We start from the raw sequence: 16,578 nt of genomic DNA, 5'->3' as shown, positions 1-16,578 counted from the left end.
CAAGTGAACCAACTGGCTTGGTTCCTTCCTGTGGATCTGCACTGGCACTTGCAGCCGGTTTGAACTGCTGGAGGCAACTGTGCAGACCCGAGAGCAACCAGATTCCGAGTGAGCGCCAAGACAATGGCTGCCGCTGAATGCACTCCGAGATACGTACGTGGTGCGCTACGGTACTGAGATGTGACCACAGGCCCTGAGGAAATGGCGCTCTAGGTTGGAACACCGTGGTAGAGGCATTCGTTGTGGCCACCGTTGACAGACCGCATCGGCCAGTCAGCTCATTTCTGGACTCTGTAGGGGATCCTTGCTTCAGGCCCATGCCATCCGCGAGACTGAAACCACCCCCGGCGGCCGGAAGTTCGATTCGCCAACACGCTCCCATGCGATGGGACAGAGTCGGCGACACAAGTTCCTCTCGACTGTCTTGCAAATCACCGAGCAGAAAATGAATCCTCGTTGCACTCATACCACTTGGCGCATTTCTTGTCAGTGACTCCTAGGTGGCTAAGACCGCAGCATTGCTCAGCCAGAACTAATTCCTCAGCTTAAGGAGTTGATTGGAGATCAACTTGCCTGCCGCTAGAACGCTTTCCGCTGTACCGGACCTGACTGGTCGACCGCAGTGCATTGCCAATCATGGGCCGGATCGGCCGTTCAATGAATCGTTCAATTATCATCGCAAAGGCAAGGCTAAAAACGATGGCCATTAATAGAGCGGCCCACTTACCATGTTCGGGGTTCACCAACGAGATGATCCACCAACCCCAGGCCTCATGCACAAGGTAAATGGGGAAAGTGAGGGCTCCAACATACGTCAACCAGTCTGGCCCCAGGCCCTTCAAAGGCGTGACCGTAACGAGTGCCACGACCACAAAGAAACCTACAACAACGAGCACCCCAACGGTTGCCGACAATTCCTGACCTGTATTCTTTTGCATCGCCGTCATCAGGAAATTGTCGACAGTCTGTTGGCTAGCAACACAAACATTGAACACTACAAGCAACCAGCGTGACAGGCTATGGCCATAAGCGTGGATTAGATAGAGCGCCATTCCACCCGCGAAAAGAGGTGCATACTGGGGCGAAAGCATCATCCGTAGGAAATCCGATTCACTCCGTTGTGCGACTGCGCCGATGAGCGGCCAAAGGAATGCAAACGCGACAATCCTAGATTCACTCGGCTTTATGGCGATTAGTCCACATATCAAAACATAGAACAGGAGTTCCACCCACAACGTCCAGTAGACGCCATCGATATGAGGAATACCAAGAGCTTCTTGGACCATTGTTAGGTTGGCTAAGACCATTTCGATGGACGGCGTTTTAAACTGGCCAGGCGCTAAAACGACATAGAGGAATACTGTTGCTAGCACGCCAAACCAGTATGCCGGAAATAACCGCGAGATTCGTGAACTAACAAATTCGCCAACAGTCCGCCCCTGGGCTGACATGAGAATGACGAAGCCACTGATTATGAAGAACAATTGCACGCCGAGCGCTCCATAGGCGGCCATTGGTGACAAAACAGGGAATAGTTCCAGCGGGGGCACACCCCAACGCGAGTGGTCGAAACCAAGGTAGTGGTATGCGATCACGGCGAATGCTGCGAAGAACCGGAGTCCATCGAGTAGTTTAAAGCGCACACGACCAATGGTTGGCAAGGGGGCCGGCACATTTTTGGCTTCCGTTTCGACTGAGAGATTTCGTGTGTATGCAAGCTCCCATCCTGAAACAAGTACAAATATGAGGCCTGCAAGTCCATGCAAACGAAGAGTTCTCGCCAATACTAATCTGAGAATTACCTGCAGCCTAACTAGTCCTCAAAGGCGCAATGGGATACCTGAACTATCTTGCACTGGCAGATCGTGAGCAATGTCGAAGTCATTCCAAATCCGCGCAAACGTCTTCGCACCAGGTGGACGAATGCCTTCGATGGAACACCCAGGTTTGCCTACCAGGAATGCAATCCGCCGCAACCTATGCATTCAATGAATGAATGACTCGCAGTGCACAATTTTCCTATTCCGAGCAAAGTCGTAGCTCAAGTAACTGAATGCCCAAACCGTTTTACCGAAGTATCCGCTTCCTGGGCATCCCATGCCACTCGATAGGTGTAATGGCAACATTGGGTCACGAAAGCTAAACCTGAACTCGGTGAATAGACTTGAACAGAACGTGACGCAACAAGGATCAAAACTAACCAAGCACTTCGCAGATCGGACCGGGCGTATGACCTAGATTTCGAACGAAGACTTCCAAGGAAATGCATAATCAAGAAAGTGTCCGAGCGCCGCGCTCTGACGAACAAGGTCCCTACTCGAGCCAGAGACCTGATTAAGGCAAAACATCTGAGGGCGCCCACGCCAACAGAGTTTGGCCAGGTTCAACTGGGCGTTCGTGGCGCCCAAATCGATGTAGGCGTAGGCCACGTCTTTGCCGATCGCGCTTCCGACGGCGGATCCGTAGTAGTGTGCGAGCGACGAAGGAATCGATAGGTCAGAAGGGCTCCGGAATTTGGCGGCAGCGGTCCTTGCTACTTGCTGGGGATGGTTCCGCTCGATCGTCGACAGTAGGGATTTTCGCTGCGGGTGCGCTACATGCTTGAACTTGAGTGTAGCTTTCAGTCCGAAAGTTTCTTCAATGAGTTGCGCGTTATTTTTCGCTGCCAAATTGATCGGTAGATTGTTCTCGATGTCCAGCTTGTAGCTACGCTCGGAATTGGAGAAGACGGTATGTCCTTGCGATGAATAGAATGAGTTTTGGTGAACTGATCTTCCAAAAAATAGGTCATCATTCATGTAAAGAAAATGCTCAGCCAATCCCGGAATATGGTGTAGCTGCGATTCGATGGCATGCGAGTTGAAGGTTGGAAGGTCTTGTGGATTCCGGAAAATCTCATCATGACTCACAACGGTCAGTTTCGGATGCTTTGATACTAGCCACTCTGGTCTCTGGTTGGCAGTGACTAAATATATGTGGTTGACCCACGGCATAAAAGCATCCATGGAACGAAGTGAATAACGCAGTTCGTCGTTGGACACGAATCTCGCGTCTGAAGCAGCTGTCGGTAAGTCTGTTCCACTCCCTGGCCCCAAGTGAAGATCGCGTTCGGCAAGCCAACCGGGATCTGTGCCGTCAACCCAGGTATAGACGACATCTACTGGCTCAGTGAAATCAAGAATGTTCGGGTGCAACGGTTTGAGTCCATCGTGGGTTTCAAATATCCTCACGCCGAACGCTTCCGTCAGGTCATTTCGACGTCCGACCAATTCTTTAGAGGCGACTGCCCACGCGGTGACAAAGTTGGGCGATACCGCTTGGCGATCGATGCGCACGACCCTGGCGCCCATCTCCTCCAGTTTCATCCGTATCGCGAGAGAATCCCCAGGGGTTAGGTAAACGCACCTTTCGTCTTCGTCAATTTGTGCCGTCGATGAGGCAAATACTTGATGGTAGCGCGTAAATTCTCGAGATTTGATTTGATCGAGTGTCAAATCTGACGTAACAGGCCGCCGACTGGTCAGGTCAACCAGCAGTCGCCATTTCCAGTCAGGTACAAGGCGCGCCAAGTTGCCCTTCCATCGCGACATCCAAACGGCTCCTTGCTTTTTCACTCGTGTTCATTCAAACAAGTCCTGCACGTCTACCTTACAAGGCTTAAGCTGGTTGGATAGCACACTTTGTCGAGCCGCCATGGTGTTTCGGATCATTCAGACTAGTCTGTGACAGTGCGATACATTGGCAAACTCATGCGTCCTGCAGCAGCGGCGATTCACAGACTTAATGGTGTTATACATGAATCATCCATACAGCGAAAGCTCGTCCGAAGTCATAGGTCGTTCAATCAAACCTGCGATCTCGTCGTTTTCTTTGCAGATCCCGTCGCGCAGGTGTACCAGGTTTCGCAATGGATTAGGCCTTTGGAAGCTCTTGCTAAGAGTGGCCTAGAAGTCGGATATGTCGTCGCCGACCCTTTTGTTGCCCGGACACTTTCTGAACGAACATACTTGCCCGTGCTACTGACCAGGTCCATGGAGTCGTACGAAGATTTCATACTCGCTCGCAACGTTCGCGCGGTCTTCTACGTGAACAATTCGCAAGCAAATTTCACCGCGCTTCGTGTCACGTCGCCTATTCACATCCACCTTAACCACGGTGAGAGCGACAAAGTGTCGATGGTATCCAATCAGTTAAAAGCATATGACTTTGCATTTGTGGCCGGAGATGCGGCAGTCGCAAGGATTCTCTCGGTAGTCCGAAGGTTTGATAGGGAGCGCTTATTCACTATCGGACGGCCACAATTGGATGACTTTCCGGACATCATCCAGCCGACAGGTCTGAGAATTAGGGTTCTGTACGCGCCCACGTGGGAGGGGGACAGCCGACAAATGGCCTATAGTTCTTTGCCAAATATTGGCATGGCCATTGTCGAAGAATTGCTCAATGACAACCGATTCACTGTCGTGTTCAGGCCTCATCCAAAGTCTGGAACTTGGTCCAGAGAAACCCTTGAAGCATTAAAGAAGATTGAAAGCAGAATTGCCAACGCTGCCGCAAGAAATCCTGAAGCAGGACATCGCACAGATAAATCTACGAACGCCACGGCGGCAATTGTCAGCAGTGATGTAGTCGTCGCGGACAACTCTGCTATGACTATGGACGCCGTTGGCCTGGATAAGCCTGTGATACTCTCCACCAGCGATTCCGTTCTGCGACAGTCCGAGAGAAGCAAATCGCTACGGATGACCATAAGCGCTCTCCGGCAAGTTTCCCCGGATGAGATCGGCAACATTGCCGATCTCGTTTACGAGGCCGCAACCGGACCAATCCCCTCCGCACAAACTGTATTCAGGGACTTTGTTTTCGGTGCTCCATCTCTCGGAACCGGAACTGAAAGATTCATCGAAGCAACAAAAAAGGCAATCTCGGAATCCCCACCCAATCGTGAGTAAGTCAACTGTTCAGAATGAGATATTCAATTCCTCCCAGCAGGGAGTCCCGTGGCAAACCAGTCAAGTTGCACTCTCGATGGGGCAATGCTGAGGGGGGCACGGACCGCTCTTCGACTTTCTGCAACTTCCATGCCAGAGGGAACGTACAGGTGGACCCCCGCTACGCATACCTGATGAATGGGCATCCTTATCGAGTGAGCCGGCTTCCACGTTCAGACCGACTGTGCCACACACGCAAAACTGTTCTTCATCGGACAAGGTACGCTCGCCGGGTTTGACGCTCCTTCCTGAACATAGCATCAAGGTACCGCTGACCCTTCCATGGCTTAAGTCAACAGGGTTCGGTGTTTCCTGAAGAGTTGCCGGGCAATGAATCGTTTGATGCTGCGGCGGATCTCCCTCAGGCTTTTGCCCTCCGAGCTCCGCCGCTCAACGTATTCCTTGGTGACGGGGTCGCTAGCCATCCGGGACCTGGCAATCGTGTGCAGTGCCTTGTTCAGCTGCCTGTCGCCGTGGCGGTTAAGCCGGTGTCCGACGTTGTTGCCTGAGGACGCCGGGATCGGGTTCACTCCGGCAAGAGCTGCGAAGGCCGCTTCCGAGCGGACGCGGCCATGGTGCGAATAGGACACAAGCACCTGCGCGGCGCATACGGGGCCGAGCCCTGGCAGGTCCATGAGACCTGCCGCCAACTGGTCGACTATTTCGTGAAGCTGTTTCTTGTTCCGCGCCAAGAGGGAGCGGAATTCATTGATGGCAGTGGCCAGCCTCGTGGCCTCGGCGCGTGCAATCCGGGTCTGTAGGTCATCAGTTCCTCGAGTCCGACAGCGGCTAATCTGCAAGACTTGCTCGTCGGCGAGGGCCTTTCGTGCATCGACGCCCAGGTCCATGGTGCGCAGCAGCGCGGTGAGCATCAAGCGATCAGCGGTGCTCTGGCGTTCCATGGCGCTTCTGGCATTGACTAGGATCCGCAGGGCCTCACGGCCCCCTTCCGAACGGGGATCGAGCAGGGCCTCGACCTGTTCCCCGAGCACCGTGCGTGCGGCCGCCAAGGCATCACTGTCATCGGATATTCCGCGGCCGGCACGCGACATCCGGCGCGGCGGACGCACCTCGCAGATATCCAGCTCCGTGGCGCGCAGGGCCCGTGTCAACCCGGAGCCGTAGGAATTGGTGCCCTCGATGGCCACGAGCGTCTTTCCTGGCAGGCTGTGCCGGTCGATCCAGGCAATGGCCCGCTTCAGGCCCGGCGGGCTTGTGGGAAACGTTGCGGTATCCATGACCTGGCCGGAAGCGGCGACAAGGATGGCATAGGTGTTGGTGCGCGCGTGGGTGTCCACGCCGACGATGTTCACGTATTGCTCTCGGACCGCGCTCATTGCAGGGGTTCCTTCCCAAGACAGGTCACTGAATGGCCACCTTGAGGGGTTCACTCCGAGACAGATCTCTAACGAGTCACGTCCCACGGGGCGCCGCGGGACGGACAACCTTCTATCAGGCCACCGGTGCGAACCAGACTGGCCCCGCGGACGGGGTGGACAAGTCAGCATCAAGACACTGCAATGGCAGGTCAGATATGTGAAGGGTCACGCCCCGCTTGCGTGGAGCAAGTCTGGCAGCAAACCTCAGGCTTGCCACCACCCATTAGAGATATGTGAGAAGTCTTGTCAAGAGTCAGAGATGAGCGGCTTCCGGAAGCTTGGTATCCGGGAGCCGCTCTTCCCGTGCCCCGGCGGTGGCATCGGACCCGGTTCGGCAGGTCATGGTCGACGGCATGGTCAGACTGATAAACGCGGGTTGGGTACCGCATGACAAGGAATTCGAGTGGAGCGTAGCGTCGTCTAGCATCGGGCGTCGGCTTTGGGGCCTACCCATAGCGGCATCTCGCATTGGCTCCGCATGTTGCCTCGTCCGGGTGCGTCCGCCGGGGCACGTCTGTAGGGTTCACGGTCCGGCCATGGGATGGCCCTCCTGCAGGGGTGCGGCCAGCGACCAGCACCACCCGGCAAGTTCCCGGGCGATGGCGGTCTTGGCCTTCACGGGCATCTTGTGGCGTTCCTCGAAGGCCGCAGCGCGGGCATGCAGGCGCTGGTTGCCCTGCCGGGCGCGGGCCGCGGTGGCCGGGGACACCAGCTCAAGCTGGCGCATCTCCAGGACCCCGGGCCTGCGGTAGGGGCGCTTGTGCACGGCCGCGGCCTCGATGAGCAGGTGCCGGCATGGGTGTTGCCGGCCTTGGTGATCGAACCCTGGGTGCGCGTCTCGCCCGAGGAGTGTTCCGAGGGCACCAGCCCCAGGTAGGCGCCGATGCTGGCCCCGGTGAAGCGGGTCCAGTCCCCGATCTCGGTGGCCAGCCCGAAGGCGCCGACCGTGCTGATGCCGCGCAGACAGGCCAGGGCGTTGACGACCTCGGTGTACCGGCAGTCCGCGGCCACGCGGGCCACCTCCTTGTCGCTCCGCTTGAGCCGCACGGCCATGGAATCCTCCTGCGCCAGGGATTCCTGGTACGCGAACTCGAGGGCGGGGTCCTCGAAATGCTGTTGGTGCAGCCATGCTAGGTGTTCCCGGGTCCAGCGGGACTTTCCTCCGGGGAACAGGATGGCGTGGCGCAGCAGGATCGCGTTGACCCGCTGCTTGGCGTGGGCCAGGTCGACCGAGGCGACATGCCGGGCGCGGGAGAGATCCCGCAGGGCCTCCTGTTCGGGGTCCGGGATCCTGACCTCGACGACCTCGCCGATGGCGAGCATGTTCGCCAGGATTTTTGCATCACGCCGGTCGGTCTTAATGCGATCGCCGGGAGCGCGCAACAGTTTCGAGGGGGCGGCGATCACGCAGTCGATGCCGGCGGCCCGGAAATGCCGGGCCAGCCCGAAGCCGGTGGGCCCGGCCTCGTAGACCACCCGGACCCCGGGGGGGCGAAGCCCTGCACCCACTGCGAGACGCCCAGCAGGTCGTCCTCGAAACGGATGTGCTTGATCTCCCTGGTGTCGATGTTCAGGGCGCACCCGACGATGCTGCGGGCATGGACATCGAGCCCGATATAGGTACGCTCGGACATAGCCGGGACCTCCAACCTTCAATGTGGCACTACCATTCCACAGCGGTTTGGCTGCAAGGCCAAGGCCCCACCGGATGGCAAACCACGAAAGCTTGAAGCGGAGGTCCCGGTCTCTCTCACAAGTTGTCTAACTTGATCCGAGAAGTGCGCTCAAGCCGTCCAAGGACGCTTTATAGTGTGGCCCCTGTCATGCCAACTGGCCCACAGCGTGTCCCTTGCCAGGGATATGGGACCACCTGCGAATGCTATCGAGCATGCTATCGACCCGGTTCCTCGACAAGGGGCCGGGTTCGGATGTCCCGTTGCCTGAATGAAGGCCCCGCGACGACGAGGATGCGAGCGCCCTAGGTGAGGCGGTCAATGGCCGACTGGGCCAGCAGGGTGTCGCTGATAATCGCCATCCATTCGGCCGCTTCCCGGTTGGAGCTGATGATGGTGCACTTGCGGCGGTGGCGTTCGACAACGATCTCGTAGAAGTCGTTCGTTTCGGTGGCGTCAAGCTTTTTGATGGCAAAGTCGTCGATGATCAGCAGGTCCACCGAGGCGATCCTGCGCAGCTCGGCATCCAGCGAGTTATCCAGGCGGGCCGCCCGCAACTGGGTGAAGAGCTTGTCGGCCAGGGTGAAATGCACGCTCAGACGCTTGCGGATCCCGATGTGTCCCAGCGCGGTGGCCAGATGCGTCTTGCCGACCCCTACTGGCCAGAGCAGCAGCATCGCGTGCCCGGTCTGCGTGAAGGCCAGGGAAGTTAGGCCCGAGAGCAGCGCACGGTCGTATGCCATCTCCGGTTTTCCTCCCACGTTTCCAGGCGCATTGCCGCATCGAGGTTGGCGCGTTGGGCCCGCGGTGCGCCGGTGTTGCCTTCGATGAGGGTCAGCTGCAGCCAGCTTCCGGCGCCGGTTCGGGCCGCAGCCTCGCGTATTCGGAGGGGTCGCGGGCGAAGCGGGCCGAGGAACCGGGTGCGCCCTGAGTGTTGAGGGTGATCAGGTTTTCGGTGGCCATGGCCAGCACGAGGCGATCTTCCCGACCGCGATGACATCAAGCTCCAGGGCGCGCGAGCAGGTAGCATCCACCGCGTCGGGGCCATAGTGGCGCACCAAACCGTTGAGCAGGTAAACGGTTCGCATCCGCGCCCACGGCAGCGGGTCATCCACGATCCTCTCGACATAGATATCCCCACGTTCTCACCCGCGTACGCGCAGGCGCTTTTCTCAGCCGGCAGGGCCTACGCATCGGTGCGCCGAGTGCCAGGTTTCCCGGCCGGGGGGGGTATTGATCAGTTGGCCGTAGCGGTAGATCTTCAACAGTTCGGAGTCGGCACGGACTTGGACCCGGCGCCGATGTAGTCCCTTGGCACCGAATACAGGCCCTTGTTCACCTCGAGGTGGTGGTCCCGGTGCACCTTGGCGTACTTGGACGCCGGCGCGTCGCAATCGATTGGCACCGGCAGCAACCGTGCCGATTCCTGGGCGTCGAAGACCTCAAGCGGTCGGGACTGGGTGGTGCCGTGGATCCGCATCCCCGCCTTCTCATACCACCAGGCAATGGCGCGGGTCTGGGCGTCCTCCAAATCCAGGAAGTTCTCCCCGTCGAAGAATTTCCCGCGCACGTATTGCACGATGCGTTCCACCAGTGGATTGTCTTTCGGGAATGGACCCGGGCCGGGTCGGTCTCGAACCCCGCATGCGCCGCGTAGTCCAGCCACCCGATGGTAAATAGCGGGTTCACCGGGTCCGCGGCGGCCACCACCGGTTTGAGGTTGTCCGGGATCAATACCTTGAACGCCCCGCCGAAATAGACCCACGCCATCTCTCACCCGACGATCACCGCACGAAGGGTTTGGGTGTGGGTGAGCCAGAAGAACATGTGGCGGGAATAGTCGGCCGTGAAGACCAGGGTATGGACCTTGCGTCTGGTCCCGGTGTTCTCATCGAGCAGGTAGCCCATCTGGGAGAATTCGATCTGGCAAAGTCGATCTGGCAGTCCACCCCCGATTCCCCGTCGTTGAACCGCACCGTGATTTGCTTGGATCGGTACCGGCACTGCTCGGTGGCGAAGCGGTGCAGCGTCCGGTAGGGAACCTTCACGCCTTGGCAGGTGAGCAGTTCGTGGACCTTGACCAGGCTCAGCAGTTTCTCCCCAGGGGTCCGGGCCACCCAGGGGGGTGACTTGTTCCCGGTGCGCTTCCATGGATTCGTGGGCGCTTCCGGGCCGGGCGGACCGGGCCGGGCGGACCGCGGCCAGGAAGGCACCGATGATCTCATCGCCCACGGATTCGGGGACGGTGTCGCGTTCCAGCCGGGCCGCCTGCGCGGCATCGAAATAGCGGCGCGCCGTTTTCCTGTCCGCGCCGGCGAATCGACCACGGTCCGCAAACCCGCGCCTCCCAGTCATGCGCGCAGGACTTCCCTGATTTCAACCACGCTGACCTCCCTGCATCTCAACTTCCAGAAATTCCGCGTCGATGATGCCGCTACGTCGATCCAATAAGTCGCCATGGGCCGTTCTGGCAAGGCGCGTCTGGTGGTCCCCTGAGAGTGATAAAAACGGTGGTTTGCGGTTACGTGCTCGTGGCAGGCGACACACAGCGGAAACTCAAGATTCCGGCACGATGCACTCATTGCTCTTAGTCCGCGTTGTGCCGGCTAAGAAAGCGACGCTGCGTGATGCTGACACTAGCCACGCCGATTATGCATTAGGCGAACGTCGGACCACTTGCCAGTTCGCTAAATGGCAGGCGTGCCAAAGTAGAGTTGAAGCCTCGAAACGGCATCTCAAGATAGTCAGGGAGCACAAGCGCCGGTTCTCCGCGCGAACCGGGCGACGGCAGAATCTCGTCGAAGGCTCGTACGAGCGCTCACGTCGGCCAGGGAATTGCTGCCATTGCTTTTTTGGCTGAACTACTACAGCCGACAAACGTAAGGGTCAAAGGTAAAGCATCGGTACTTGCACAGTCGTTGTAGCCCCGTGTGCCGCGCATAGTCCGGATGCTCCGACCTACAAGCCTGTTGAGGCCGCCTACTCGTACAAGCGCCGAAAATCGAAGGCAGACAATCCAGTCACAAAAACGCCCAAGAGTCAGGATATTTCTGCCGACAGACGGATTGTTGTCTCGCAATTATGGAGTTTTTGGTGGGAGTTTTTGCTGCCGATCACAACGGTCCTTAACACCGCACCAAGAGCCAAGAACGGAGTTCATGTAGAGAACCTCGGCGTAAAACAGCGACTATCATGGCCTGGAACGGTAGGGACGAAGCATGCACGAAAGTTGTCGTCAGCTCGGGTCGCCGTTCGATGCATGTTCCAACGACAACTAAGGCGCGTGTCGCTCACGATCCTCGATGTGACTTGAACGGGTACCCAGACGATTGGATCTACGATACACCACCTGCCGAAATTGGTTACGCCAACTCTTCACGAGCGACGGCCTAGATTCCTCACATACTGAAAAACCGAATTTGGTCAGTGGAACTGGATTGACAGCGGAGAAACGGGCGGGACGGTCTCAGCTAAGTTCCTTAACGATCTGGCTCAGGCTGTCCAAGGTGTCTTTGAGCTTGGCGACATGTCGCTCGTCGAACGCACTCAGGACGCGCTTGAGCTCGGTCGTCGAGATACCCGAGGTGCGGGGAAGGTAGATCACTTCGACCTTGTCCCCGAGATCGTCGAATTTGCCCTTCCAGTCCTCTCCGATGCCAAAGACATCAACGTCATACTTGGCGATGTCCAAGCGTTTCTGGTCCCAGTTGTCCTCCGGGATGGCTTCATCCACATACTGGATAGCCCTCACGATTTCGATACGCTGTTCAAAGGGGACAATCGGCTTCTTGCCTTTAATTGCGTTGAACTCATCGGTCGATACCCCCACGATGAGTCGGTCTCCGCTTTCTTTCAAGCGTTTGAGGATATTGAGGTGCCCAATGTGGAACAAATCGAATGTGCCGTATGTCAGTACTGTTTTTCCCATGGCGCTCTCCAATGCAGTTAATCCAAGACACTACACGTGCCCGGAACAGTCGGATCTAGATTACAGGTGGCCGGCCAGCCATCAACATCCGGAAATGAGTTGACCACTTGAGTTTGGGCCTAGGGGCGGCATACCATGGGCTGTCTCGCCAGCCAGCCAGCCAGCCGCTCATGTACTTGTTGACCGCACCGTGTTCTTTCCGGAGTCGAATGCATTCCAAGAGACCCCAGCTGGTGACGTATGCCCACGTAAATGGCCACCTGAGATTCCTTCGAGCCAACCAAACTCGGTTTCGAGCATTGAGTCTGAAGAACTCTTCATGCCGGCGTTGATCAATGACAGGGTGCCCGATACGCATGTCTCCCGCATACCAAACGTGATGTCCGGTATCCCATACACGCCAAGCAAGTTCAATGCCCTCGTGCGCATACCAGAAACCGCCTGCCCATCCTCCTGTCTGGTCGAATATTGTACGTGGCATCACCAAACATGTCTCGCCAACGTGGAATACCCGACTTGATTCCAAGGCGGTTCGTTTGTTGAGTCTGGGAATCCAACGCGTCGGATCGTCGGATCGTTCCGGGTCAGTAATCCTGGGCTGCAACAATCCCATCTTGGGGTACTTGGAGAATCGTGAAACAGCGTCTTCCAAGAAGTCATCGTCCAGGAACCAGGAATCATCGTCAAGGAAGCACAAGAACTCCCCCGAAACCAATGGGACACCCGCGTTACGTCCAGCGGGGATCCCGATATTGGATTCAAGATGGTGACCGCGCACACCCTCCGGCAACCCCATTGGATCCCAGCCATTCCCAACCACAACCACGTCAAGGAGCACGTTTCGTTGGCCAAGGAGGCTGTTCAAGGCCCGTCCCAATTCAATGGGTCTGTTGCCCATGGTCAGGACAACGACACCAACAGTGGGCAGCTTCTCCCTATCAATCATTCGTGGATCACCGCAGCCTGGAAGAGGCCATGCTTGCCACGAAATGGCCGATGTTGACGAAGAACACTGCGGGAAGCAGGATCCATATCATCCACTTTTCGGCGATTCCCGGCGTGCCCACCAGCAAGGACACAATCGACATAAGGAGAATAAGCAAGCTCAGCTCGACGGCGTGAAGCATCTTATGAAATGGCAGGAACCTGGCGGCGGACCGAAGCTTGCCGACAAGACTTTCGGGAGCCACTGATCGCGCCTCCGCGGTGTCCGGCAACTTGCCCAGTCCAGCCATGCTGCGAGCAGCATGCACCATCAGGCTTTGAGAACGGTTCAGCACCAGCAGGACAGATAGAACCGCGGCGATAAACAACGTCGGCCAAGCCTCGGCCGACTCCGCGCCCTGTTGGAGGTCGCGGAACACCCGGTATCCCAAGGCGATCGGGATGAGGGCTTCCGTGGTGTGGTGGCCGACCATGTCGATGAAGATACCCCTGGGTGACTGGGTCCCACGCCAACGCGCGACTTCACCATCGCTGCAGTCGAAGTACAACTGAACCTGCGACAGTACGACAGCGAGGAGCGGACCCCAGACACCCGGAATCAACAAGGCAGCGGACATTAGCCAACCAGCGAGAATCATGAGCCCAGTGACGCCGTTGGCGCTGATGCGAGTACGTACAAGCATCGCGGTCAAATAGATCGAGACATGCCGGAGATAGAGCTCCGCGGTCCAGTGCTCGGCGTTCCGACGCGCACGTACCTCGGGAGGCTGGCAAACTGCCCGCAGCTGATCCAGCGACGGATTCTTGGGGCGAGGGGACGAATTCTCAGTCATTAACGAACTCTCCCCTTGTCCAGGGTGCCCTGAGCACCTTTGAGACGGCCCTTGACAAACCCAATCGCCCACGGGAAGTGGATCGTAGGTAGGACCCTGAGCATCAGCAATTTTTCCTTCATCGAGGCACGCTCTGCGGTCGCCGACGCATAGACAACCAATCCCGCATACGCGATCGGTGCAAGCTTCGCAAGATTCCATGCCAACCGGACCACCGGCTTGGTCTTGTGCCCCAGGAGCGGTTCAACTATCAGGGCCAAAGAACCCGCCACAGTGCCCGCCACCATCAACGGCGGCAAATCATGTCGCAGTGACTTCCCGTCGGGGTATCGGCGGGCAAGTTCTCCTCGCCAGACTCCAGACGCATACGATTGGGCGGCCAGCGATTCGAACTGGTCTCTGGGGTAGTAACCCGTTCTCAGTTCCGGGTCGAACCACACCTTGTGACCGGCTTGGCGGATCCTGAGGCAAAGCTCCCAATCCTGGGCCCTCCAAAGGGACTCGTCGTAGAACCCGACCTCGTCGAACACTTCGCGACGGAAGATGCCAAGATAGGCGGATTCGGCTGGGCCCTCTGGGGCCCCGCTATGGTAGGCGGCACCGCCCAGGCCCCATGGGGAGTGGTAGGCAGCAGCGATTGAACGCTGCAGCGGCGTTCTACCCCTGGCATCCATCAGGCCACCGACGTCGTGCGCATCGACGCGGTACATCGTCTCGATGCCTCGGGCTGTGTACGACGGCTCCAGTTCGCTGTGTGCATCAACCCGGATGACAATGGGGTGCTTCGAGGCCTTGATCGCCAGATTCAAGCCGATGGGTGTGCGACCCTTCGGATTTTCGACCAAACGGACTCGGGAGTCTTCAGCCGCCAGTTCTGCAGCGACCTCGGCCGTGTTGTCGACGCTCGGACCCAGCGCCAGGATCATTTCTTTTTCGCCGGCGTAATCTTGACCCAGAATGCTCTGAACCGCAGCACGCAAATAGTCGGCTTCGTTCAGGACGGGCATGACGTATGACACGCCGGGAGTCTGTACAGCGGTCACTTCTTGCTGGCCTTGTATGCGTCCACCACGGTCTTGGCATCGCCGTCCATCTGGAGTACGCCCTTGTTGATCCAGATAACGCGATTGCATGTATCGAGAATCGAGTTCATGGAGTGGGAAACAAGGAACACGGTTCCAGCGTTTTCCCTGATTTCCCTGATCTTTGCCTCACTGCGTTTGCGGAATCGGGCATCACCTACCGCCAGCGCTTCATCGACGATGAGGATTTCATGCTGTTTGGACGCCGCGATGGCAAACTTCAGACGCGCAGACATGCCAGAGCTGTAGGTTCGCATCGGCAAGTCGATGAATTCCTCAAGCTCTGCAAATTTAATGATCTCTTCACGGAGGGAGTCGACCTCCTTGCGGGAATACCCCAGAGCCAAGCCTCCCAGGGTGATGTTTTTGTCCCCCGACAAGTCCGAAATCAGCGCTGCCCCGACTCCCAAGAGGTTCGGGCGCGATGAAGCATAGACCGAGCCGGAGGCGGGAGGCGTCAACCCCACGATGCTTCGCATCAAGGTTGACTTACCCGAACCGTTGGACCCGATAACACCAATGGATTCGTTTTCATAGGCGACGAACGAAACGCCCTTGACTGCGTGCACTTCCCGGACACCGCGTGTGGACGGGGCCAAAAGGCGTCGTGCGCCTGCCGCACCAACCGACTTTCCACTTGAATACACCTGGTATTTGACATGCAAGTCGTCTACAACCACGACGGGTCGACGGCCCGGCTCCTGCTGCACGAATGGGGATTCAGGTGTCGTTGCGGGCAATTCCTGGCTTTTCGAAGACAGGTTCAAGTCGCTGGTCGCAGCCACCGTATCTGGCCGATTGGCCGTATTCATCCTTGGATTGATCAGATCATCGAAATTAGTTGACTCGACCATAACGCTCCTCAGCAGTCCAGAAGTATACGACTCCGCCGACGAACGCGACGATTGCCCAAGCGGACAAGACGAGCCAATAGAATGCCGGATATTCCACGTTGTTCATGATCGAACCACGGGCAATCTGGAGAGCCTGGTAAATAGGGTGGAAATCAAACAATGTCTCCAGGATCGGCATAGATTTCAATAGCTTGTCGACACTGAAGAGAACACCGGAAGTGTACATAAGCATGCGGGTGATCAGCGGAATGAACTGGGTGAAGTCCCGAACATGAACGGTGATTCTGGCGCAGATCAGAGCGATGCCCGTGTTGAACAAGGTGAAAATGACTAGCAACGGCAGCAGCATGAACCAGGACCATTTGGGCGTCGTTCCAAGAATCATGCAGTAGATGAACATGACGCCAAGCATTGGCATCAAGGTCAGAAACTGCTGAAGCACCGTGGCGATAGGCAACGTGATTCGCGGGAAAGCCAACGACTGCACCAACGAGGCATTGCCCGTAATTGATTTCGCGCCCTGGCCCATTGAATCTGCAAAGAACTCAAAGAGGAAGACGCCGATGACGACGAACACAGGGAAATCTGCAGGCTTGTTTCCACCCTGAAGGATGCCAAAGATCGCACCGTACATCAGGGCGTTGAGAGTCGGACGCAATACGACCCAGAGCATTCCCAGACGGTTTTGCTGATTCGTAGCCTGGATCCGGCTACGCGCGAGCTCGTAGGCAAAGTCCCGTCGAGCCCAGGCTTGCTTTAGATAGCTCCCCAGACTCGGACGTGCACCAACCCGGTGAAGGTTGTGCTGCTCCGCAAATTCGGCAGCTGTCATCTGTCTCTATACCTCATAAATTGCTGATAAGTAGGTCCAACCGTTTGAGGCAGACGCTTCC

Annotated in this window: 17 protein-coding genes; 2 read left to right on the top strand and 15 right to left on the bottom strand. The window is 57.4% G+C overall.

What is annotated here, in order from left to right; genetic code table 11:
* Nucleotides 1–545: 545 nt before the first annotated feature.
* Both ACSYDW_RS08395 and ACSYDW_RS08390 read right to left on the bottom strand, forming a co-directional pair.
* The gene (locus tag ACSYDW_RS08395; RefSeq protein WP_438338267.1) at nucleotides 546–1,766 is read right to left on the bottom strand and encodes an acyltransferase family protein; all 1,221 of its coding nucleotides are present in this window, start codon (nucleotides 1,764–1,766) and stop codon (nucleotides 546–548) included.
* A gap of 468 nt (nucleotides 1,767–2,234) precedes the next feature.
* Nucleotides 2,235–3,614 carry a stealth family protein gene (locus ACSYDW_RS08390; protein ID WP_438338266.1) on the bottom strand — a complete coding sequence of 460 codons (1,380 nt, stop codon included), beginning with the start codon at nucleotides 3,612–3,614 and terminating at the stop codon, nucleotides 2,235–2,237.
* A 306-nt stretch (nucleotides 3,615–3,920) separates the two neighbouring features.
* Here ACSYDW_RS08390 and ACSYDW_RS08385 point away from each other — a divergent pair, with 306 nt between their 5' ends.
* Nucleotides 3,921–4,952, top strand: a complete 1,032-nt coding sequence (locus tag ACSYDW_RS08385) for a CDP-glycerol glycerophosphotransferase family protein (protein ID WP_438338265.1) — start codon at nucleotides 3,921–3,923, stop codon at nucleotides 4,950–4,952.
* Nucleotides 4,953–5,278: 326 nt separating this feature from the next.
* Here ACSYDW_RS08385 and ACSYDW_RS08380 read toward each other — a convergent pair whose 3' ends face one another.
* From ACSYDW_RS08380 to ACSYDW_RS08350, 7 genes are all read right to left on the bottom strand, one after another.
* Nucleotides 5,279–6,328 carry an IS110 family RNA-guided transposase gene (locus ACSYDW_RS08380; protein WP_438338264.1) on the bottom strand — a complete coding sequence of 350 codons (1,050 nt, stop codon included), beginning with the start codon at nucleotides 6,326–6,328 and terminating at the stop codon, nucleotides 5,279–5,281.
* A gap of 657 nt (nucleotides 6,329–6,985) precedes the next feature.
* Nucleotides 6,986–7,846, bottom strand: coding sequence for an IS110 family RNA-guided transposase (locus tag ACSYDW_RS08375; protein WP_438338263.1), 861 nt, complete (start codon nucleotides 7,844–7,846; stop codon nucleotides 6,986–6,988).
* On the bottom strand, nucleotides 7,774–8,004 hold the full coding sequence (locus ACSYDW_RS08370; RefSeq protein ID WP_438338262.1) for a hypothetical protein: 231 nt from the start codon (nucleotides 8,002–8,004) through the stop codon (nucleotides 7,774–7,776). Before ACSYDW_RS08370 ends, ACSYDW_RS08375 begins: the two co-directional genes overlap by 73 nt.
* Nucleotides 8,005–8,348: 344 nt before the next feature.
* On the bottom strand, nucleotides 8,349–8,786 hold the full coding sequence (locus ACSYDW_RS08365) for an ATP-binding protein (protein ID WP_438338261.1): 438 nt from the start codon (nucleotides 8,784–8,786) through the stop codon (nucleotides 8,349–8,351).
* Between the two features lie 201 nt (nucleotides 8,787–8,987).
* Nucleotides 8,988–9,158 (bottom strand): hypothetical protein, encoded by a 171-nt coding sequence (locus ACSYDW_RS08360; RefSeq protein WP_438338260.1) that lies wholly within the window; start codon nucleotides 9,156–9,158, stop codon nucleotides 8,988–8,990.
* Nucleotides 9,159–9,304: 146 nt separating this feature from the next.
* Nucleotides 9,305–9,634 carry a hypothetical protein gene (locus ACSYDW_RS08355; RefSeq protein WP_438338259.1) on the bottom strand — a complete coding sequence of 110 codons (330 nt, stop codon included), beginning with the start codon at nucleotides 9,632–9,634 and terminating at the stop codon, nucleotides 9,305–9,307.
* A gap of 182 nt (nucleotides 9,635–9,816) precedes the next feature.
* The gene (locus ACSYDW_RS08350) at nucleotides 9,817–9,951 is read right to left on the bottom strand and encodes a hypothetical protein (protein WP_438338258.1); all 135 of its coding nucleotides are present in this window, start codon (nucleotides 9,949–9,951) and stop codon (nucleotides 9,817–9,819) included.
* Between the two features lie 222 nt (nucleotides 9,952–10,173).
* Here ACSYDW_RS08350 and ACSYDW_RS08345 point away from each other — a divergent pair, with 222 nt between their 5' ends.
* Complete coding sequence (locus tag ACSYDW_RS08345) at nucleotides 10,174–10,494, top strand: hypothetical protein (protein WP_438338257.1); 321 nt, start codon at nucleotides 10,174–10,176, stop codon at nucleotides 10,492–10,494.
* A gap of 1,015 nt (nucleotides 10,495–11,509) precedes the next feature.
* Here ACSYDW_RS08345 and ACSYDW_RS08340 read toward each other — a convergent pair.
* From ACSYDW_RS08340 to ACSYDW_RS08315, 6 genes are read right to left on the bottom strand one after another with little or no spacing between them, the layout of a single operon-like run.
* Nucleotides 11,510–11,971 carry an FAD synthase family protein gene (locus tag ACSYDW_RS08340; protein WP_438338256.1) on the bottom strand — a complete coding sequence of 154 codons (462 nt, stop codon included), beginning with the start codon at nucleotides 11,969–11,971 and terminating at the stop codon, nucleotides 11,510–11,512.
* 55 nt (nucleotides 11,972–12,026) lie between these two features.
* Nucleotides 12,027–12,869, bottom strand: coding sequence for a glycosyltransferase family 2 protein (locus tag ACSYDW_RS08335; RefSeq protein ID WP_438338386.1), 843 nt, complete (start codon nucleotides 12,867–12,869; stop codon nucleotides 12,027–12,029).
* Between the two features lie 55 nt (nucleotides 12,870–12,924).
* Complete coding sequence (locus ACSYDW_RS08330; protein WP_438338255.1) at nucleotides 12,925–13,749, bottom strand: CDP-alcohol phosphatidyltransferase family protein; 825 nt, start codon at nucleotides 13,747–13,749, stop codon at nucleotides 12,925–12,927.
* Nucleotides 13,749–14,768 carry a glycosyltransferase family 2 protein gene (locus ACSYDW_RS08325; protein ID WP_438338254.1) on the bottom strand — a complete coding sequence of 340 codons (1,020 nt, stop codon included), beginning with the start codon at nucleotides 14,766–14,768 and terminating at the stop codon, nucleotides 13,749–13,751. Before ACSYDW_RS08325 ends, ACSYDW_RS08330 begins: the two co-directional genes overlap by 1 nt.
* 20 nt (nucleotides 14,769–14,788) lie before the next feature.
* The gene (locus tag ACSYDW_RS08320; protein WP_438338253.1) at nucleotides 14,789–15,685 is read right to left on the bottom strand and encodes an ABC transporter ATP-binding protein; all 897 of its coding nucleotides are present in this window, start codon (nucleotides 15,683–15,685) and stop codon (nucleotides 14,789–14,791) included.
* Entirely contained in the window at nucleotides 15,669–16,517 is an 849-nt protein-coding gene (locus ACSYDW_RS08315; protein WP_438338252.1) for an ABC transporter permease, read from the bottom strand. The genes ACSYDW_RS08320 and ACSYDW_RS08315 overlap by 17 nt, the downstream gene beginning before the upstream one ends.
* Nucleotides 16,518–16,578: the final 61 nt, after the last annotated feature.

Origin of the sequence: Paeniglutamicibacter selenitireducens, from assembly GCF_051550675.1 — a bacterium.
Classification (GTDB): domain Bacteria; phylum Actinomycetota; class Actinomycetes; order Actinomycetales; family Micrococcaceae; genus Paeniglutamicibacter.
The sequence above is the reverse complement of the archived record's forward strand: the minus strand, read 5'-3'. Positions and strand labels throughout refer to the sequence as shown.